The 19,375-nt window shown below is 64.5% G+C and carries 15 protein-coding genes, 1 pseudogene and 1 riboswitch; of the genes and pseudogenes, 11 read left to right on the top strand and 5 right to left on the bottom strand.

Annotation, left to right across the window (positions count from 1 at the left end; translation table 11 throughout):
• Positions 1-162 precede the first annotated feature (162 nt).
• Positions 163-383: riboswitch (cobalamin riboswitch) on the top strand.
• A 98-nt stretch (positions 384-481) separates the two neighbouring features.
• The 7 genes from AC1TXO_RS13915 (at position 482) to AC1TXO_RS13945 (ending at position 7,056) form a co-directional block, all read left to right on the top strand.
• Positions 482-667 carry a CbtB domain-containing protein gene (locus AC1TXO_RS13915; RefSeq protein WP_063545029.1) on the top strand — a complete coding sequence of 62 codons (186 nt, stop codon included), beginning with the start codon at positions 482-484 and terminating at the stop codon, positions 665-667.
• Positions 668-677: 10 nt separating this feature from the next.
• Positions 678-1,370 carry a CbtA family protein gene (locus AC1TXO_RS13920; RefSeq protein WP_486402302.1) on the top strand — a complete coding sequence of 231 codons (693 nt, stop codon included), beginning with the start codon at positions 678-680 and terminating at the stop codon, positions 1,368-1,370.
• The gene (locus AC1TXO_RS13925) at positions 1,370-1,762 is read left to right on the top strand and encodes a cobalamin biosynthesis protein (RefSeq protein WP_486402303.1); all 393 of its coding nucleotides are present in this window, start codon (positions 1,370-1,372) and stop codon (positions 1,760-1,762) included. The genes AC1TXO_RS13920 and AC1TXO_RS13925 overlap by 1 nt, the downstream gene beginning before the upstream one ends.
• A gap of 29 nt (positions 1,763-1,791) precedes the next feature.
• Positions 1,792-2,544 (top strand): precorrin-4 C(11)-methyltransferase, encoded by a 753-nt coding sequence (cobM, locus tag AC1TXO_RS13930; protein WP_486402304.1) that lies wholly within the window; start codon positions 1,792-1,794, stop codon positions 2,542-2,544.
• A gap of 64 nt (positions 2,545-2,608) precedes the next feature.
• Positions 2,609-2,860, top strand: coding sequence for a DUF1272 domain-containing protein (locus AC1TXO_RS13935; RefSeq protein WP_486402305.1), 252 nt, complete (start codon positions 2,609-2,611; stop codon positions 2,858-2,860).
• 303 nt (positions 2,861-3,163) lie between these two features.
• On the top strand, positions 3,164-3,778 hold the full coding sequence (locus AC1TXO_RS13940) for a response regulator (RefSeq protein ID WP_486402306.1): 615 nt from the start codon (positions 3,164-3,166) through the stop codon (positions 3,776-3,778).
• A gap of 11 nt (positions 3,779-3,789) precedes the next feature.
• On the top strand, positions 3,790-7,056 hold the full coding sequence (locus AC1TXO_RS13945; RefSeq protein ID WP_486402307.1) for a transporter substrate-binding domain-containing protein: 3,267 nt from the start codon (positions 3,790-3,792) through the stop codon (positions 7,054-7,056).
• On the opposite strand, the gene AC1TXO_RS13950 is transcribed toward AC1TXO_RS13945, so the two are convergent.
• From AC1TXO_RS13950 to gntR, 3 genes and pseudogenes are all read right to left on the bottom strand, one after another.
• The gene (locus tag AC1TXO_RS13950; protein WP_486406838.1) at positions 7,031-7,603 is read right to left on the bottom strand and encodes a methyl-accepting chemotaxis protein; all 573 of its coding nucleotides are present in this window, start codon (positions 7,601-7,603) and stop codon (positions 7,031-7,033) included. The two genes, AC1TXO_RS13945 and AC1TXO_RS13950, sit on opposite strands and share 26 nt — an antisense overlap.
• A 12-nt stretch (positions 7,604-7,615) precedes the next feature.
• A pseudogene (locus AC1TXO_RS13955) lies at positions 7,616-8,350 on the bottom strand (PAS domain-containing protein); the annotation flags it as partial.
• A gap of 107 nt (positions 8,351-8,457) precedes the next feature.
• Positions 8,458-9,477, bottom strand: a complete 1,020-nt coding sequence (gene gntR / locus AC1TXO_RS13960) for an HTH-type transcriptional regulator GntR (RefSeq protein ID WP_486402308.1) — start codon at positions 9,475-9,477, stop codon at positions 8,458-8,460.
• 195 nt (positions 9,478-9,672) lie between these two features.
• Here gntR and AC1TXO_RS13965 point away from each other — a divergent pair, with 195 nt between their 5' ends.
• The 3 genes from AC1TXO_RS13965 (at position 9,673) to AC1TXO_RS13975 (ending at position 12,076) form a co-directional block, all read left to right on the top strand.
• Positions 9,673-10,212 carry a gluconokinase gene (locus AC1TXO_RS13965; protein ID WP_486402309.1) on the top strand — a complete coding sequence of 180 codons (540 nt, stop codon included), beginning with the start codon at positions 9,673-9,675 and terminating at the stop codon, positions 10,210-10,212.
• Positions 10,213-10,338: 126 nt separating this feature from the next.
• Positions 10,339-11,691: a GntP family permease gene (locus tag AC1TXO_RS13970; protein WP_486402310.1), complete on the top strand. Its 1,353-nt coding sequence runs from the start codon at positions 10,339-10,341 to the stop codon at positions 11,689-11,691.
• 85 nt (positions 11,692-11,776) lie between these two features.
• Positions 11,777-12,076 (top strand): hypothetical protein, encoded by a 300-nt coding sequence (locus tag AC1TXO_RS13975; RefSeq protein WP_486402311.1) that lies wholly within the window; start codon positions 11,777-11,779, stop codon positions 12,074-12,076.
• A gap of 60 nt (positions 12,077-12,136) precedes the next feature.
• Here AC1TXO_RS13975 and AC1TXO_RS13980 read toward each other — a convergent pair whose 3' ends face one another.
• Entirely contained in the window at positions 12,137-13,813 is a 1,677-nt protein-coding gene (locus AC1TXO_RS13980) for an MFS transporter (protein WP_486402312.1), read from the bottom strand.
• A 177-nt stretch (positions 13,814-13,990) separates the two neighbouring features.
• Entirely contained in the window at positions 13,991-14,416 is a 426-nt protein-coding gene (locus AC1TXO_RS13985) for a VOC family protein (protein WP_486402313.1), read from the bottom strand.
• A gap of 284 nt (positions 14,417-14,700) precedes the next feature.
• Between AC1TXO_RS13985 and AC1TXO_RS13990 the strand changes: the two genes are divergently transcribed.
• The gene (locus tag AC1TXO_RS13990) at positions 14,701-19,371 is read left to right on the top strand and encodes an NEL-type E3 ubiquitin ligase domain-containing protein (protein WP_486402314.1); all 4,671 of its coding nucleotides are present in this window, start codon (positions 14,701-14,703) and stop codon (positions 19,369-19,371) included.
• The last annotated feature ends 4 nt before the right edge of the window (positions 19,372-19,375 follow it).

Genomic DNA, 19,375 nt, shown 5'->3' on the forward strand with positions numbered 1-19,375 from the left:
TCCGGGATCCGGGGTCAGTGGCCGGGCCGGTGATCGGCGCAGCCTGGCCATGGATAGAGCCTGGGAATCGGAAAAAGTGCGGCGAACCGCGCAAAGCGGGCACCGCGCCGCACTTGCCGAGCATTTCGTAACAAGAATTGACGGCCAAACACGGCCGTGATTTGCTAATACATTACGTAGGGTGCCCCGCACAGGGGTGAAACGGGAAACCGGTGCGTCCAGGTCCAGTCATGGGCCGGACAAGTCCGGTGCTGCCCCCGCAACGGTAAGCGAGCGCGCGTCTGATCCACTGTGTCGGCAGTACGGCATGGGAAGGTGACGCCACACCGGGAGCCCCGCTCCTGCTCGTCAGCCCGGAGACCGGCCCGACGTACCTTGATCACACCCCGCGGTGGGCGGGCGCTGTTGCTGACCCCGGGCGATGTTCGTCCGGGGTCGCCGCGCTTCCTGTCGCCATGAAAAAAAAGCAGAGGAATGCGTCATGTCCGTCACCAGCGCCAAACACAGCATCGCCACTCCCGTCAGCCTCAGCCAGCGCCTCGTGGTCGCGGTCGGCGCCAGCCTGCTGGGCCTGTGCCTGGTGTACTTCGCCGGGTTCTCGCACCTGGAGGCCGTGCACAACGCGGCCCACGACACGCGCCACAGCGCCGCCTTCCCTTGCCACTGAGTGCCCAGCAATGATCAAGCGTATTGCCCGAACCGCGGGCTTCAGCGGTCTGCTGGCCGCCCTGTTGCTGACCCTGCTGCAAAGCTTCTGGGTCGCGCCGCTGATTCTGCAGGCTGAAACCTACGAGAACGCCGCGCCGGCCGAACAGCACGAACATGCCGGCGGCGAAGCCGGCGCAGGCCATGAACACAGTGAAGAAGCCTGGTCGCCGGAAGACGGCTGGCAGCGCGTGCTGTCGACCACGGGCGGCAACCTGGTGGTGGCGGTCGGCTTTGCCCTGATTCTTGCGGCGCTGTACAGCCTGCGCGAGCCTGGACGGGTCAGCACTGGCGCGCTGTGGGGCCTGGGCGGCTTCGCAGTGTTCTGCCTGGCGCCAACCCTGGGCCTGCCACCGGAACTGCCCGGCACCGCCGCTGCCGACCTGGCCCAGCGCCAGACCTGGTGGATCGGCACCGCTGCCGCCACCGCCGTGGGCCTGGCACTGCTGGTGTTCGCCCGCCACTGGTTGCTCAAGGTGCTGGGCGCAGCGTTGCTGGTGGTGCCTCACCTGATCGGCGCACCTCAGCCCGAAGTCCACGAAAGCCTGGCGCCCGAAGCGCTTGAGGCACAGTTCAAGGTCGCCTCCTGGCTGACCAATGCCGCGTTCTGGGTGGCCCTGGGCCTGATCAGCGCCTGGCTCTACCGCCGATCCGCGCAGGCCTGATGACGGCGCTGTACGCCGGTTTCGGTTGCCGTCGAGGGTGTCCGCTGCAGGTGCTGGACACCCTGTTGCGGCGCACCCTGGCCGACAACGGCCTGGCGCTGGCAGAGCTGCGAGGTATTGCCAGTATCGATCTTAAGGCCGACGAGCCAGGGTTGCGGCAGTTGGCCGAACGACTCGGACTACCCCTGGTGTTCTACTCGGCCTTGCAGCTACAGCCCTACCTTCCCCGACTCAGCCACCGCTCCGCGATTGCCTTCGAAGCCACCGGCTGCTGGGGCGTGGCCGAAAGTGCCGCGCTGGCAGCGGCCGGCGACCGGCACGCGGATCCCGTTCTGCGGGTCAGCCGGCAAGTGCTCGACAGCGCTACCCTTGCGCTGGCGTGCAGCGGATAATCGCGTTCCATTCATTTCAAGGACTTGCCATGACGGTCTATTTCATCGGCGCCGGCCCCGGCGATCCCGAGCTGATCACGGTCAAGGGCCAGCGCCTGATTCGTCAATGCCCGGTGATCATCTACGCCGGCTCCCTGGTGCCACCGGCAGTGCTCGAAGGCCACTGTGCGCACACCGTGATCAACAGTGCCGAACTGCACCTTGAACAGATCGTCCAGGCCATTGCCGATGCCCATGAACAAGGCCTGGACGTTGCCCGGGTACACAGCGGTGATCCGTCCCTGTACGGCGCCATCGGCGAGCAGATCCGCCACCTGCGCGAACGCGGCATCGATTACCAGATCATCCCTGGCGTGACAGCCACCGCCGCCAGCGCCGCACTGCTTGGTTGCGAGCTGACGTTACCGGATGTGTCGCAGACGGTGATCCTGACCCGTTACGGCGACAGCTCTCCCCTGCCTGCGGGCGAGCAACTGGCCGATCTGGCGCGCCATCGCAGTACCCTGGCCATTCACCTTGGGGTTCGGCATCTGCCGCGCATCGTTGCCGAACTGCTGCCCCACTATGGGCGCGACTGCCCGGTGGCGGTGATCCATCGGGCGACCTGGCCCGACCAGGACTGGGTCAAAGGTACCCTGGGCGACATCGTCGAGGGCGTCAGCACGAAGGACTTCCGGCGCACTGCACTGATTCTGGTCGGCCACGTGCTCGGTGATGCGCCATTCGCCGACTCGGCACTGTACCGTGCCGGCCATGCCCATCTGTACCGCCCGGGCGGTTGAGGGGATTGCCAGCAAGCGGGGCGCGGATGGACACTGGCATTCCCGTGCGCACAGGAGTCGCCCCATGCTCGAGCTACGCCCCAATTGCGAATGTTGCAACACCGACCTGCCCGCGGACAGCGTGGATGCGCTGATCTGCTCGTTCGAGTGCACCTTCTGCCGCCGATGCGCCGAACAGCATCTGCACGGGCAGTGCCCGAACTGTGCCGGCCAACTGCTGCAACGCCCGACACGCACCGGTCGGGCATTGCTGAACAACCCGGCCTCGATACAGCGTGTGAACAAGACACATCCGTCCTGCCCTGGGCAGGCCTGAGCCTGGTTCTGTACGAACAGTACGGTCATCCGCCAAAACCTGAAGGCCGGCCCAAAACTGTTCGTACAGAACCTGACGCACCGCGGAACACCCACCCAACCGCAGTTCGCGGGCGGCATTCGCCGCTCACCTGCGATTGTTTTGTAGGGCTTTTCAACTAACCATTGTGGCTTTTTCCACACACCTATACTCGCCATTATCAAATGATGTCGAGCGACGTATCGTGCCCGCAGCCAGATTGGCCCTACAGACGTATTCCTGGATAACCCAGGAGAGAATCTTATTTCGTACAGGAGCTTCCCAATGACCACCGTACTGATGGTCGATGATCACCCTACTGTCCGGCTGGCGGTGCGTATTCTGCTCGAACGTGAACGTTTTCAGGTGGTGGGTGAGTCGGGTAACGGCATCGAGGCCGTGCAGATGGCGCGCCAGCTCACTCCCAAGGTGGTCATCCTCGACATCGGGCTCCCCGGGCTGGACGGCATGGAGGTGATCAAGCGCTTGCAGATGCTCGAGCCTGCACCGAAGATCATGGTGCTGACCGGGCAATCGTCCGAGCTCTACGTACGCCGTTGCCTGGATGCGGGGATCGCGGCCTTCGTCAACAAGGATGAAGACCTCGATGCCGTGTTGTTCGCCCTCAAGGCACTGGTCAAGGGCTATTCGACCTTTCCGCAGATGTCGGTCAACAGCAGTACCCTCGAGTCGGAGACCGTCAGGCTCAACAGCCTGTCGAACCGGGAAATGGAAGTCCTGCGCAGGCTCGCGCGGGGTGAAAACAACAAGTACATAGGGACAGCCATGAACCTCAGCGCCAAGACCATCAGCACCTACCGCGGCCGGATCAGCGAGAAGCTCAAGACCGAGTCGCTGGTCGAAATGGTCGACCTCGCCAAGCGCAACAGCGTGAACTGAGCACCGCGCGCATGAACGGTGCCCTCGGAGCCCTGCTGCTGGCAGTGCTCCTGGTTCTGCCCGCCCCTGCCCAGGCAGGCAGCCAGCCACGCGAGCTGCTTGCCCGCTCGCTCAGTGCCACGCCGCCCCTGGCACTGAGCGAGGCGGACCGTCAATGGCTGCTGCAGCGCAAGGTGCTGGTGCTGGGCAGCTCGAGCCCTGACTACCCACCCTTCGAGATCAATACCAGCCCCCGCGACTACGAAGGCCTGAGCGCCGATTACGCAGGCCTGATCGGTGAACAGCTCGGCGTGCCGATAGAGGTGCGTCGCTACCCCAGCCGGACGCAGGCCATCGCTGCACTGCAGCATGGCGAGATCGACCTGTTGGGCAGTTCCAACGGTTACGAAATGGCCGATCGGCAACTCAGGCTCAGCCAACCCTATGCCGACGACCTGCCGGTGATCGCGGTGCGCCAGGACCGCGACCTGCCCGACGGTGACGAACTGGACGGGCTGCGGCTGGCGATGGTCGATCATTATCTGCCGATCGAAACCGTCCGTGCGTTGTATCCCAAGGCACAACCGGTGCTCTACCGCTCGACCCTGGCCGGGCTCAGCGCCGTTGCGCTGGGCGAGGCCGACGCCTACATAGGTGACGCCATCAGTTCGGATTTCGCCATCGGCCGGGCCTATCAGGGCCTGGTGCGCATCGATCACTTCGTGCAGGCCCCGGCTGGCGCGTTCGCCTTTGCCGTGGACCAGCACAACGACCGCCTGCTGCGCCTGGTGGACAAGGCCCTGGCGCGAATCACCGACAGCGAGCGCTTGAATATCCTGCGGCGCTGGTCCAGCGGCAACACCAGTCTGCTGCTGCAGCGCCAGCTTTCGAGCCTGACCGCCGAGGAGCAGGCCTGGCTGGCGAACGCCCCCACCCTGAGAGTGCTGATCAACCCGACGCTTGCGCCGCTGACCTTCAATGACACCCAGCAACAGCCCAGCGGCCTGACCCTGGACCTGCTCAAGCAGATCACCCTGCGCACCGGCCTGCGCTTCGAGATCCTGCAGCGCGATTCGGTGCCGGCGATGATCGACGAAGTGGCCCGCGGCGATGCCGAAGTAATCGGCGCCCTCGACTACGGACCCGAGCGCGAAGCCCGTTTGCGCTACACCCGCCCGTACCTGGTCAGCCCAACTGTGCGCGTGGTGCGTCAGGAGGCGGCGACGACACAGAGCCTCGACGGCCAGCGCGTGGCACTGGTGCGCGACACCGCCTTGTACGCCTCCCTGCTGCAGCACGCTCCAGAGGCGCGGCTGGTCGAGGCCCGCGACGCCTTGTCGCTGATGGAGGCCGTGGCCAAGGGCGATGCCGATGTGGCGCTGATCAGCCATATCTCTGCAGCCTACTACCTGGCGCACGTGTTCAAGGGCAAGCTGCGCATCGCCGGCCTCGAAGACGACACCCAGGCGGTCGCCGCCTTCGCCGTGACACCCGAACTGCCGCAACTGCAATCGATCCTCGACAAGGCCCTGCTCAGCATTCCCCCTGAGGAGCTCGACCAGTTGGTCAATCGCTGGCGTACCAGCACCGTGGTCAGCGACAGCTTGTGGGGCAACTACCGGTCGCTGGTCTTGCAGGTGCTGGTGCTGGCCGCCGTGCTGCTCGCCGGGGTCGGCTTCTGGAACGGCTACCTGCGCACGCTGATCCGTCAACGCAGCGAAGCACAGCGTGCGCTGCAGTCGCAGCTGGCACTGAGCCGCGGCCTGCTGGAGCAACTGCGCCAGGCCAAGGAAGACGCCGAGCGGGCGAACCGGGCCAAGAGCAGTTTCCTGGCGATCATGAGCCACGAGATCCGTACCCCCATGAATGCCGTGATCGGCCTGCTCGAGTTGGCCCTGGAGGAAAACCGCCAGGGCCGCAGCGATCCTGATGGCCTGCAGACGGCACATGATTCGGCGCTCGGCCTGCTCGACCTGGTCGGCGACATCCTCGATATCTCGCGCATCGAATCCGGCCACATGACCCTGCAGCCGGTGACCACCGAGCTGGTCGAGCTGATGGCTTCGACCCTGCGGACCTTCGATGCCAGTGCCAGGCTCAAGGGCCTGGCACTGCACGCCAGGCTCCCGGACAGGCCGGTATGGGTCAGCGTCGACCCGGTACGACTGCGCCAGGTGCTGGCCAACCTGCTGAGCAACGCGATCAAGTTCACCGAGTCGGGTCGAATCGAGCTCAGCCTTGCCGTGCACACCCAGGGTAACGGCCAATCGCTCGTGGAGCTGCAGGTGCAGGACAGCGGTGTCGGCATCAGCCAGGCCGACCAGGCGAGGCTGTTCCAGGCCTTCGCTCAGCTCGACGGTCAGCGTGCACGGCATGGCGCGGGCTTGGGGCTGGTCATCAGCAGGACGTTATGCCAGCTCATGGGCGGCACCCTGCAGTTGCAGAGCGAGCCGGGTGCCGGTACGCGGGTCGATGTGCACCTGCGGTTGCCAAGCGAGCAACCGATGGCGCCCCCGCCCCCGCCCGAGCAGGTGGACGCGCTCCAGGCCGGTCCCTTGCAGGTGCTGATCGTGGATGACTACCCTGCCAACCTGACACTGCTCGAAAAACAACTGCGCACCCTCGGGCACCGGGTGAGCCTGGCTGAAAACGGCGAGGTCGCCCTGGCCCTCTGGCAAGCCGGACAGTTCGACCTGGTGATCACCGACTGCAGCATGCCGGTCATGGACGGCCATGAGCTGACCCGCCGCATCCGCACCCTGGAGCGTGAACGTGGCCAGACGCCGTGCCGAATACTCGGCGTCACCGCCAACGCCCAGGCCGATGCGAAGGCACAGTGCCTGGCCGATGGCATGGACGACTGCCTGTTCAAGCCGATCGGCCTGCAGACGCTCAAGGCGCATTTGCCCCAGGCCGGTGGGCAGGCGTGCTCGCGCGAGGACGAGACGCCGGATAGCGGCTTCGACCTGGCCCACCTGCGCCATCTCACCCAGGACGACACAATCGTGACACGGCGCCTGCTCGAGCAGTTGGCCCAGAGCACTGCCCAGGACCTCCACGCCCTGCGCACGCTGGGCCCCGATCCTGCCTCTACCCAGACGCACGCACTGGTGCACCGGATCAAGGGCGGTGCACGCATGCTCAGGGTCAGGGGGGTGGTGCGCGATTGCGAAGCCGTGGAGCAGGCGCTGCTCGATGATCAGCCCAGCGAGGCCTTGCTCAAGCGCCTGGAGGCGAACCTCCAGGGGCTGGAGCAGCAGCTACGCGAAGGGCTCAGTGCAATTGCAGCGTCGAACTGATCTGGCTGATCGCATCGACCACATGCCGCGAGCCCTGCTGGATCTCCATGATCACCGTGCCGGCCTCGTTGGCCAGTTCCACACCCAACCCGGTGCGTGACAGGCTCGACTGCATGCTGGCGACTGCGGTCAGCGACAGGTCGTGGTTCTGTCGCACCACTTCGACGATTTCCAGCGTGGCCTTGCTGGTGCGAGCGGCCAGGCTGCGCACCTCGTCGGCCACCACGGCGAACCCGCGCCCGTGTTCGCCGGCCCGCGCTGCCTCGATCGCGGCATTGAGGGCCAGCAGGTTGGTCTGGTCGGCGATGCCGCGAATGGTCAGGACGATCTGCCCGATCAGCTCCGACTGCCGGCTCACGGCATCGATGCTGCGCGCGGCATCGTTGAGTTCCTCGGAAATCTGCTCGATCACCTGGACCGTCTGCTGCACCACCTGGGTGCCCTTGCGCGCGCAGGCATCGGTCTGCACGGAGCTGGCGTGGGCAGCATCGGCAGCGCTCTGTTGGGTGCTGACCTGGTTGGTGATGTCGCTGGCGAACTTGACCACCTTGTACAGACGCCCCTTGCCATCGAAGATCGGGTTGTAGGAAGCCTCCAGATACACCGTCTGCCCTTGCTTGTTGACCCGCTCGAAGCGGTGGGAGTGGTACTCGCCACGGTTGAGCGACGCCCAGAACTCCCGGTACTGCGCCGATTCCCGCTCGTGCGGCTGGCAGAACAGGCCATGGTGCCGGCCGGTAACTTCGTCCAGCCGATAACCCATGGTGTCGAGGAAGTTCTGGTTGGCCGTGATCACACGCCCTTCAGGGGTGAACTCGATGACCGCCATCGAGCGCCCGATCGCCTTGAGCAGGCTTTCGCTCTCGTGCTCGTCGTTGACTCGGCGGGTGATGTCGGCGGCGACCTTGATCACGCTGGTAACCTGCTGCTGGTCGTCAAGCACCGGCATGTAGCTTGCCTCAAGCCACACCTCGCGGCCGGCCTTGTCGAGCCGTTCGAAAGTCCCGCTAATTGCCTTGCCCTGACCCAGTTCGTGCCACAGTTGCTGGTATTCGGCACTCTTGGCATAACCTGGGTCGCAGAACAGCCGATGGTGCTTGCCGCGTATCTCGTCGGCGCTGTAGCCCATGGTCGCGCAGAAATTGTCGTTGGCTTCGAGGATGGTGCCATCCGGGGCGAACTCGATCATCGCCATGGAACGGCTGACCGCAGCCAGTTTGGCTTCCATGCCCGCCAACGCCTGGCGACAGCGCTGAATCTCGATCAGGTCGGACTTGCGATGGTACTCGAACATGCGCCGGGCCTCCTTGTATGCGCAGGGATTTCCTGAGCATAGATGGGCGCCAGCGCCGTGCAAGCCATGTGATATCAGCCACGCCTGAAGCGAGCGCGACCTGGCGCTCAGGAGCTTTCGCGCACCACCAGCTCGAAGCCCAGGTCCTGCTGCTCATCTGCCACCCGCTTGCCGTCGAGCAGGCTCAACAGCGCCTGCGCGGCGCTGCGGCCCACCGCCGCCCGGGGGGTGCGGATCGAGGTCAGTCGCGGCACCATGTGCGCCGAGGCCGGCAGGTCGTTGAAACCGACCATCGCCACCTGCCGGGGGACCTCGATACCCTGGCGCAAGGCCTGGAGTACCGCGCCCTGGGCAAGGTCGTCGTTGCAGAAGAACAGGCCGTCGACATCCGGCGCCTTGGCCAGCAGGCGGCTGAAAAGCTCACCGCCCAGGCCGATGGACGAGGGTTGCGGGTCGAGCATTTCCAGCTCGGGTGCCTGCAGCCCCGCTTCCACCAGCGCCTGGCGAAACCCTTCGGCGCGCTGCATGACCCGCGGATCGAGCTGCGCAGCGATGAATCCCAGGCGCCGCCGCCCGCGCTCGATCAGATGGCGGGCGGCGGCACGGCCTGCCTGTTGCTGCGAGAAACCCACCGACAAGGCGCCAGGCTCGCCGCCCAACTCCATCATGTGCACGCAGGGCACGCCGCTGGCGGCGAGCATCTGCCGCGACGCCTCGCTGCGTTCGAAACCGGTGAGCAGGATGCCGCAGGGCTGGTAGGCCAGGTAGTTGCGGATCAGGTTCTCTTCCTCGGCGACATCGTAGTGGTAGTTGCCGATCAGCACTTCCAGGCCGCGCGGGCGCATCACCTCGTGAATCGCCTCCAGCGTGTCGATGAACAGCTGGTTGGACAGCGACGGAATCAGCACCACCACCGACTGGCTGCGTGCCGAGGCCAGGGCGCGGGCAGCCGGATTGGCCACGTAGCCCAGGCTCGCAGCGGCGGCCACGACCTTTTCCACCAGCTGCGGGGCAACCGTGCTGACGCCGCGCAGCGCGCGCGAAGCGGTGATGGGGGAAACCCCGGAAAGCCTGGCGACTTCGGCCAGGGTGGGACGACCTGTGGTACGGGAGCCGGTGCGGGTCATGAATGTTGTAATTTTACTACTTGCAAGAAGTGGGAACGGTCACTAAGGTAGCGCTGTCTCAGGACGCAGGCAACGTAATAATCGTCGCAGCGTCCATACTGCGTATCACAAGATCAATAACACCCGGGAGGGTGGCGCCTGCACCACTGCTCGTCGAGCGTGAGACAGCGCTGTCTTACCCCGCAGGAGGTACCGATGAACCCTTCCCTTCGTGCCATCGTGGTCATGGGCGTCGCTGGCTGTGGCAAGAGCTGCGTCGGCTCGGCCATTGCCGCACGCAGCGGCGGCCGCCTGATCGAGGGCGACGCTTTCCACCCTGCCGAGAACATCCAGAAGATGAGCGCCGGCATTCCCCTGGACGACAACGACCGTGCCGGTTGGCTGGTGCGACTGGGCCAGGAGCTGCAGGCCATCGTCAAGGCCGGCGAACGCCCCATCCTCACCTGTTCGGCGCTCAAGCAGCGCTACCGCGACACCCTGCGCCAGGCCATGCCGGGGCTGGGCTTCGTCTTCCTCGAGCTGAGCCCTGAAGAGGCCGAGAAGCGCGTCCTCGCCCGCCCCGGCCATTTCATGCCGGCCAGCCTGATCGACAGCCAGTTCGCCGCACTCGAGTCGCCCGTGGGCGAGCCGCTTACCCTGGCGCTCGATGCCAGCCTGCCTATCGAGGCGCTCGCCGAGTCGGTACACGACTGGCTAAAGCCTTGCGGTGAGCGGACCCTGGCGCGAACTGCCTGATCAGGCGGTTTTTCCGGCTCACCAAAGACAGCGCTGTCTCGACGCCATTGTGCGCGAGAAGTTCAATCGGAAACGCCCAATAACGCTGCGCCATTACAACAACGACAAGACCGAGGCATAGACACCATGTTCGGACTGGCTACTGATACCTACCTGCTGCTCGACGCGCTGGTCACCATCGTCGGGCTCATCCTGCTGATCACCCATTTCAAGGTTCATCCCTTCGTCGCCCTTACCCTGGCCGCAGGCTTTCTCGGCCTGACCTCCGGCATGCCGGTGGCCAAGGTCATGAAGTCGTTCCAGGACGGTTTCGGCGGCGTACTCGGCTTCGTCGGCATCGTCCTGGCCCTGGGCACCATGCTCGGCAAGCTGATGGCCGACTCCGGCGGTGCCGACCAGATCGCGCAGACACTCATCCGGGCCTTCGGCAAGCAGAAGGTGCACTGGGCAATGATGTTCGCCGCCTTTCTGGTGGGCATCCCGTTGTTCTTCGAGATCGGCTTCGTCCTGCTGATCCCGCTGGTGTTCATCGTCGCCCGCCGCTCAGGGGTGTCGCTGGTCAAGATCGGCATTCCCCTGCTGGCCGGGCTGTCGGTGGTGCATGGCCTGGTGCCGCCCCACCCAGGCCCGTTGCTGGCGATCGGCATCTTCCACGCCGACATCGGCAAGACCATCTTCTACGGCCTGCTGGTGGCACTGCCCACCGCCGTGATCGCCGGCCCCCTGTTCGGTAACTTCATCTCCCGCTACATCCCGGGCAACCCGTCCCAGGAGCTGATGGACCAGATCGCCCGCGAGTCCGACCAGAAGAACCTGCCCAGCTTCACCATCACGTTGGTCACCGTGCTGCTGCCGGTGGCGCTGATGCTGCTCAAGACCTTCGCCGACGTGGTACTGCCCACCGACCATATCGTGCGCCAGTGGATGGACCTGATCGGCCACCCCATCACCGCCCTGCTCGCTGCCCTGCTGCTGGCCTTCTACACCTTCGGTTCGGCCCGCGGCTTCAGTCGCCAGCAGATCATGAAGATGCTCGACCAGAGCCTGGCACCGACAGCGGCGATCGTGCTGATCGTCGGTGCCGGTGGCGGCTTCAAGCAGATGCTGGTCGATACCGGCGTCGGCAACGTCATCGGGCAGATGGCGGTGCAGGCCGAGATCTCGCCGATCCTGCTGGCCTGGCTGGTGGCGGCGGTGATCCGTATCGCCACCGGTTCGGCAACCGTGGCCACCATCACCGGTGCCGGTATCGTCGCGCCGGTGATCGAACTGGTGCCGGGGGTCAACCGCGAACTGCTGGTGCTGGCCACCGGCGCTGGGTCGCTGATCCTGTCCCACGTCAACGATGCCGGCTTCTGGCTGGTCAAGCAGTACTTCAACATGACCGTGGCCGAAACCTTCAAGACCTGGAGCATGATGGAAACCCTCCTCTCGGTGGTCGGCATCATCTTCATCATGCTGCTGTCGATGGTGGTGTAACCGTCGGTCGGAGTCATGGCACCTAGCTGCACAGGACGGAGCCCAAGTGGAAGACCCTCCCGTCCTGCGCAAAGGAGTTTGCCCCATGAAGCGATCCCTGACCCGTACCTGCCTGCTCGCCGCCCTGCTCTGCTCGCCGCTGGCCATGGCGGTGGGCACTGGCACCACCTATCCGGACGACCCACACAACCCGGCACCGCAGCCGGGCGTTGACAGCACCCTGAACCCGGTGGAAAAGCCCATGCCACGCGACACCGATCCGCGTATCCAGGGCAATGACCCGGAAAGCCCGCCTGCCAAGCAGAATGACAACCGCGACCTGCCCGGGATGGATGGCAGCGGCTCGGAAGGCACTGGCGGCCAGGGTAACGGCGGCAAGCCCTGAACAGCACAGGAGCGGGCCTGGCCCGCTCCTGTGGATTTTCCCCGGTCCGGTCCTGGGCGTTCAGGCGTGATTGATGTCCCTATCCTTGGTTTCCGGCATGAAGAAGATACCCAGCACTGCCGTCATCACCGCGATCGCGATCGGGTACCACAGCCCGTAGTAGATATCGCCCGTCGCGGCCACCATGGCGAACGCCACCGTCGGCAGGAATCCGCCGAACCAGCCATTGCCGATGTGGTAAGGCAATGACATCGAGGTGTAGCGGATGCGCGCCGGGAACAGCTCGACCAGCCAGGCGGCGATCGGTCCGTAGACCATGGTCACGTAGATCACCAGGATGGTCAGCAGCAACAGCACCATCGGGTAGTGGATCTTCGCAGGGTCGGCCTTCTCGGGATAACCGGCCTCCTTCAGCGCGCCGGTAAGGGTTGCTGTGAATGCATCACCCTGCGTCTTGAGATCCGCTGCGGCCAGCCCAGTGCCTTCGAAGCTCGGGATGACGCGCTCACCGATACGGATCTGCGCCACGCTTCCAGGCTCTGCACGCTCGTTCTCGTAGGGGGTCGCGCGCTTGGCCAGCAGGCTCTTGGCGATGTCGCAGGAACTGGTGAATTTCGCCTTGCCCACCGGATCGAACTGGAACGAACACTGGGCCGGATCTGCGATCACCACCACCGGATTCTGCTCCTGGGCAACGAACACGTCCGGGTTGCCATACTCGGTCAGGCCCTTGAAGATCGGGAAGTAGGTCAGCGCCGCGAGGATGCAGCCGGCCATGATGATCTTCTTGCGTCCGATGCGGTCGGACAGGCTGCCGAACAGGATGAAGAACGGGGTGCCGATCAGCAGCGAGCCGGCGATCAGCAGGTTGGCGGTCTGGGGGTCGATCTTCAGGGTCTGCAGGAGGAAGAACAGCGCATAGAACTGGCCGGTGTACCACACCACCGCCTGCCCTGCCGTGCCGCCGAGCAGCGACATGATCACCACCTTGAGGTTGTCCCAGCGCGCGAACGACTCGGTCAACGGTGCCTTGGACGCCTTGCCCTCGGCCTTCATCTTCAGGAACACCGGCGACTCGTTGAGTTGCATGCGGATGTACACCGAGATCACCAGCAGCAGGATCGAGATCAGGAACGGAATCCGCCAGCCCCAGGCTTCGAAGGCTTCGGTGCCCATCACCGTGCGGCAGGTGAGGATCACCAGTAGCGACAGGAACAGCCCCAGCGTCGCGGTGGTCTGGATCCACGAGGTGAAGAAGCCGCGCTTGCCGGGCGGTGCATGCTCGGCCACGTACGTGGCGGCGCCCCCATACTCGCCACCCAGTGCCAGGCCCTGCAGCAGGCGCAAAGTGATCAGGATCACTGGTGCCGCCACACCGATGCTGGCGTAGCTGGGCAATATCCCGACCACCGCCGTTGAAAGGCCCATGATGATGATGGTGATGAGAAAGGTGTGCTTGCGCCCGATCATGTCGCCGAGTCGGCCGAACACGATCGCGCCGAACGGCCGCACGGCAAAGCCTGCGGCAAAGGCCAGCAAGGCGAAGATGAACGAGGTGGTTTCGTTGACGCCGGCAAAGAAGTGCTTGGCGATGATCGCCGCCAGCGAGCCGTAGAGGTAGAAGTCGTACCACTCGAACACCGTGCCCAGGGACGAGGCGAAGATGACCTTGCGCTCCTCCCGACTGATACCGCGTTGGGGCGCACTGCCCGTCGATGTGCTGTCGATTGCCGCCATGGGTTGCCTCCGTCTTGTTCATGTCAGGCCGGAGCACCTCAAAAGAAACAGCATCGCACCCTGGCCCCGGGTCTAAGCAGGACTACGGTTGCGCGAAGCACGACGGGGCGCGCTGCCCAGGATCGCAGCAAGGTAAGTTGAAGCATAATCGGGATTGCGCGGATATCCAGCTGCGGCTCAGTCCGCCTGTTGCAGGCGGGTCGGCCCCTTGAGCTCGACCTGGTTGCCATCAGGGTCGTAGCAGTACAGGGACCAGCCTTCACCTTCGGCGCCGTAGCGCTGCTCGGCGGGCTCGACGACCACGCCGGCGGCCTGCAGGTAGGCCGTCAGTGCCTGCTCATCGAACGGCTCGATCCCCAGGCAGAAATGATGGAGGTTGCGCCCGCTCTGCCCCGGCGCTGCGCCACCTGGCTGGCCGAGCACACCCTCCAGGCTGACCAGGTCGATCATCGAAGTACCGGTCGCCAGGTGAATCATGCCCAGGTCGGGGCGCTCCTTGCTTACCCGGCACCCCAGCACGTCGCGGTAGAACGCCACGCTGCGCGCAAGGTCGCTGACCCGCAGGACCAGGTGATCGATATGGCGAATGGCGAAAGGCTGCATGGCATGACTCCTGGTAGTGGCCTCCGTCATTGTGCTAGGTATCTACCGCTCTGGGCCAGGGGTTTCGCGATTTGATGCATGTTCCCTAGATCCGGAAGTCCGTCATGACCACCTCTCCTCCGATTCACCACAAACAGATTCTCAGGAACCTGCCCACCTGGAGCAAAGACCTGCACCCTGCACACGCCAGCCAACTGATAGCCAGCCAGCGCAAAGCCTGGATCGATGCCGATGGCTTTCCCTACGACTGGTATGTCGACGCCACCGACGCGCAGCAAACCCGCTTGCGCAACGCCATCGAGGCACATGACCGCACGGTGAAGGCGCTCGCGTCATTGCTGGCGCCATTGCAGGGGGTTTCCGAGTACTGCAGGCCACTGCTGCAAAAACACCTGCCCCGTCAGGTATCGGTCGACACGATGTGCGTCTACCAACAGTCCGCCACTGTCGATAAACCGAGACAGGACGGGCTCGCTCCGCTCGGCGAGTCGACGATCAGCCCCCACGGCGAACGGCGGCTGCAGACCTTGCTGGAAGCCGCCCTGCACAACTTCAAGGGCGTGACCGATACGGCCCGCTTCGCGGGCCTGCAAACCGATCGCAACAATACTCGCGCGCCCTCGAGGCTGAGCCTGACCAATTTCATCTTCGCCTGCCGCACGGCAGATCTGGGTCAGAACTACCAGAACCACCTGGCCTCGGTATTCGATGGCAACGACGGGCCGCAGATTCAGGCTCTGTCGATACAGGCACGTCAGGAACAGTTGCGCGTCCACACCCGGATCGCCGAACTCAAAGGGCACATCAGCAGCACCGGCTTCCTCGCGCTGCACGGCCTGGCGAGCCCGGGCGACAAGCCGACCTATGCTGGCAAAGCCCTGCACTGCTGGTTGATCAGCCTGGAAGGCACGCCTATCCATGACCTGATGCTGATCGGCCCGGCGGACGACAATGCCGTGAATCCCGTCGTGCTGTACTTCCCTGGAGACGACGAACCCGTACGCGAGTTCGCCTCGTGGAGCAAAGCCCGTACGCATTTCGCTCAACGCCTGCTTGAAGAACCTTTTCGCAATCGAATCATCGCCCAGGCGCCGGCGAAGCTGCAGCCCGCGCTCAAGCGCAAGCTGCTCGGTCGTCTCTACAGCAATGCCGATGCGAGCGACGGTACAGCGCTGAGCGCTCGCCCGAAAGTAAAGCTCGAGGTCAGCACCGCCCTCCTCGCCGATCCCTGGCTGGAGCTGGAGCATCTGCACGTCGCACGAATCAAGGCAGATGCCAGGGCCATCGCCGTACCGACCGCCGATGTGGACGCCGACGCCAGGCGCGAGCGCATCGAGTTCTGGCTTGAGATGGGCATGAACGTGGTCAACATTGCCGCATTCTATGTGCCGGCACTGTCGCCGGTCATGCTTGCACTGGGTGGCTCGCAGATCGTTGGCAGCGCGTTCTATGCGGTACAGGCCTGGGAGGATGGCGACAATGCCCAGGCTCTGGCCCAGCTCAAGTCGCTGCTGGTCAACGTGGCCATCACCGGCCTGACCGTCGCAGGAGGTGCTGCGATTCACTCCTCCACCTTCGTCGACGAAATGACCCCTATCGACCACGCCGGGAAGGAACTGCTCTGGCATCCGGACATGCAGGGGTACGCCAGCAACGACGAGCTCCCGGTGACGCTGGACCCTGACCCCCAGGGCCAGTATCGGTATGCGGGCAAGACGTACATCCGGCTGCAGGACACCCTCTACGAGCAATTCCAGGACAACGATGGTCAATGGCGCGTCCGCCATCCCAGCGACAACCAGGCATACAACCCGCCACTGGTGCACAACCAGGCCGGGGGCTGGCGCCTGGCCTACGACAGCCCGCTCGGCTGGGACAGCGACACCCTGATCGAGCGACAAGGTCCGGCAGCGCAACGATTGGATGCCGAGACACGCAGGGCCGCGCTGTCCAGCACAGGCATCGACGAGGACGTGCTGCGCCGCCAACTGATCGAGCAGAAGCCGGCACCTTCTCAGCTGCAGGACGCGCTGCTGCGCCTGAGCGCCGATCAGGAGGTCAGCCGGATGATCGCCCGAGTGCGCGAAGGCTTGCCGATCGCTGCCCACAGAACGCCCGTTGCCACTATCCTGACCAGCCTGCCCGAATGGCCACAGGACCATGTGCTGGAAGTATTTGCAGGTAGCGAACGCTGGGGCGAATCGACCACCTATCCGCGCCCTGCCCGTTTCGCCGATACACGGATCCAGATCAGCCGCGACGAACTGGAAAACGCAGAGCTGGTCAAGGTCGTTCTCGAACAGATGGACGAAACCCAGGGCCAGACCCTGGCCCCCCTCGACAATGCGCACGAATCACGCGTCGCCGCCTTGCAAGCGCGGCTGGCCGAACAGATGCAGGTGCAGCGCAAGGATCTCGCTGCCAAACTGGTGCAAGGCAACGAGATACCTCCGGACGTCGGCATGCAACGCCTGAAGGCGCAGTTCGGCAGCTTGCCAGGCTGTGCACAGGAGGAGCTCGTTGCGCGCGCCAGCACTGCAGAGCTGGAACTGCTGATGGCAGACGACGGCCGGGTGCCGCTGCGAATACTGGAGGAGGCCCGGCTGCTGCAAGCCGATATTCGCCTGAGCCGCGCCATTCTCGGCCTTCGCGAGCCGAACCTTGCCACGGCCGATACGCCCTTGCTGCGCACGGGGCTGCAAAGCAACCCGCTACAGACAGGAGCGCAGCTCTTCGAAGCGGCGATTGCCGATCGCACCGCAGCCGCCCGTCTGATTGGCCAGCAACCCGTGCGTCCCGGATTTCGTTCCCCCCTGCGCTTGAGCAACGGGCGTCTGGGATACCCCCTCAGCGGACGTATGGGACGCGGAGGGCCCGCTGCACGGCTGCGTGCACTCTATCCGGAGATGCCCGATAGTGAGCGTGCAACGCTTGAAGGCACGCTCGGCCGTGCAGGAAATCTCGGAGAAGCCCTCGCAAGCCTGGAAGCCGAATACCTGCAACTACAAGCAAGCCTGCGGACCTGGGAGTGGTCCGCCACCGATGTCATCGAGCACGACGCCCGAGCGCAAGTTTCACAACGGTTGCAGCAGGCCTGGCGCCGCGAGGGGGCGGGCGAACTGACGCTGGACCAGGCAAGACTGGCCACGCTGCCTGACCTGCCTGCAAAATTCCCGGCGATTACCCGCTTGAAGATCAATGGCCTTGAGCTGGAGAGCGTGCAACCGACACTCCTCGCATCGTTCCCGGCTCTGGAGGAACTCGCAATCACGGGTAATCCCCGGATCAATGCCGTTGAGCTGGCCCAGGCACTGCAGTCGGCACCTGGCCTGCGCACGCTGAATCTGCAGAACAATGCCCTGACAGGACTTTCCACAGAGCTGAAGGCGGCCTTGGGCAACATGCCTCACCTGCGAACACTCGACCTGAGCAGAAACGACCTGGTGCTTGCCGCTCCAGATCTCGCTCTGCTCGCAGGACGCCGGCTGGATGCCCTGAATATGAGCCGCAACCGTATCACCCTCGATCAGGCCATGGCCGAGCAGTTCCAGGACATGATCGATCTTCGCGAGCTGAACCTGTCGATGAATCCCCTCGGACAAGCGCCGGACGTTCGCTACATGGCGCGCCTGTCCAGCCTCAGACTGTCCAACGCCGCGCTCACCGAATGGCCGGATGGCCTGACGACGTTGATGAGCCAGGCCCAGTACCAGTTGCGCGAACTCGACCTGTCGTTCAATGAGATCGATACCCCTGAAGACCTCGACACCATCCTGGTCACACCCTACGCACGGGACATCGCCGCGCACGTTCCCGGCCGGCGCTGGAGTTTCAACTACAACCTGCACGAAGAGCAGACCCGCGCACGCCTGCGCAGCATCGGGCTGACGGTGTACGAGGATGACCTTGAGCAATTGCAGGAGTGGCAGCAGTTCTGGCGGGAGGGCATGAACGACAGCCAGTTGCAGAACTGGCAGGAAATGCAAGGTATGCAGGAAAACGCCCCATTGTTCGACCAGTTGTCCATCCTCAGGAATTCTGCCGAGGCCCGCTATCAACCGCAGCGACTGCGCGTGCGCGTCTGGCGGCTGCTCGAGAAGGCCGCAAGCAATACCGAGCTGCGCGAGCACCTGAACGAGGTCGCTGGCGCCTATCCGGTGACCTGTGGGGACGCGGGCTCGGACGCCTTCAGCGCACTGGAAGCGGAGGTCAGCCTGGAGGAAATCAGCACAGGCGACGAGACACTCAGGAGCAAGTGGCAGCTGCTGGGCAAACTCTACCGCAGGGCACAGGTCAACGACCTGGCCGACCGCATTGCACTCGCGCGAACCTTGCGCAAGGCAGCCCTGCAAGCGCGGCGCAGCGGTGAACAACAGGCCCTACCACCGCTTGACCCGCTCGACGACGCAGCAGCCTATCCAGACAACGAACTGATCGACGGTCCGGTGGATGACATCGAAGTCCGTCTGTCTCTGCGCCAGGACCTGGCTGACGAGCTCGATTACCCCGAGCCCGGCAGTGACATGCTGTACGCCGCTACCGCCAGGCTCAACACCAGGGTCAGGTTCAACGTCGTGGAGCACGTCAGGCGCATGGGAGCCAACGCTGACGCACGGGTACGCTGGCTGCTCGAGCAACCGACCTGGAAGAAGAGCCTGCGCATGGCTCACGCGCAGGTGTTCGCCGACAACATCGAGTTCTGGCAACCGGGCCTTGACTATCTGGACTACTGCCTGGACGCCACTGCCCCAGCCATCACCCGCCTATCCGCATCGGTCAGGAGCACGCTGGAAACTGCGCTGTCTGTCCAGTTGCCCGCGCAGGATGGCCAATTGCAGCGCATGGAGCTCAACGATGGCCAATACCACACCGCTGCCCGGGCACTGATGGACGAGCAGGCCAAGGTAGAAAATGGGCTGTACGAAAGCTACACCCGCAAGGAGGAAAACACCTGAGGCC

Source organism: Pseudomonas sp. FA117 (assembly GCF_057370475.1).

Coding starts and splice junctions, on each gene's coding strand:
- AC1TXO_RS13915 (WP_063545029.1), top strand. CDS start 482: ATGTCCGTCACCAGCGCCAAACACAGCATCGCCACTCCCGTCAGCCTC.
- AC1TXO_RS13940 (WP_486402306.1), top strand. CDS start 3,164: ATGACCACCGTACTGATGGTCGATGATCACCCTACTGTCCGGCTGGCG.
- AC1TXO_RS13920 (WP_486402302.1), top strand. CDS start 678: ATGATCAAGCGTATTGCCCGAACCGCGGGCTTCAGCGGTCTGCTGGCC.
- AC1TXO_RS13935 (WP_486402305.1), top strand. CDS start 2,609: ATGCTCGAGCTACGCCCCAATTGCGAATGTTGCAACACCGACCTGCCC.
- gntR (WP_486402308.1), bottom strand. CDS start 9,477: ATGACCCGCACCGGCTCCCGTACCACAGGTCGTCCCACCCTGGCCGAA.
- AC1TXO_RS13980 (WP_486402312.1), bottom strand. CDS start 13,813: ATGGCGGCAATCGACAGCACATCGACGGGCAGTGCGCCCCAACGCGGT.
- AC1TXO_RS13965 (WP_486402309.1), top strand. CDS start 9,673: ATGAACCCTTCCCTTCGTGCCATCGTGGTCATGGGCGTCGCTGGCTGT.
- AC1TXO_RS13975 (WP_486402311.1), top strand. CDS start 11,777: ATGAAGCGATCCCTGACCCGTACCTGCCTGCTCGCCGCCCTGCTCTGC.
- cobM (WP_486402304.1), top strand. CDS start 1,792: ATGACGGTCTATTTCATCGGCGCCGGCCCCGGCGATCCCGAGCTGATC.
- AC1TXO_RS13970 (WP_486402310.1), top strand. CDS start 10,339: ATGTTCGGACTGGCTACTGATACCTACCTGCTGCTCGACGCGCTGGTC.
- AC1TXO_RS13925 (WP_486402303.1), top strand. CDS start 1,370: ATGACGGCGCTGTACGCCGGTTTCGGTTGCCGTCGAGGGTGTCCGCTG.
- AC1TXO_RS13945 (WP_486402307.1), top strand. CDS start 3,790: ATGAACGGTGCCCTCGGAGCCCTGCTGCTGGCAGTGCTCCTGGTTCTG.
- AC1TXO_RS13985 (WP_486402313.1), bottom strand. CDS start 14,416: ATGCAGCCTTTCGCCATTCGCCATATCGATCACCTGGTCCTGCGGGTC.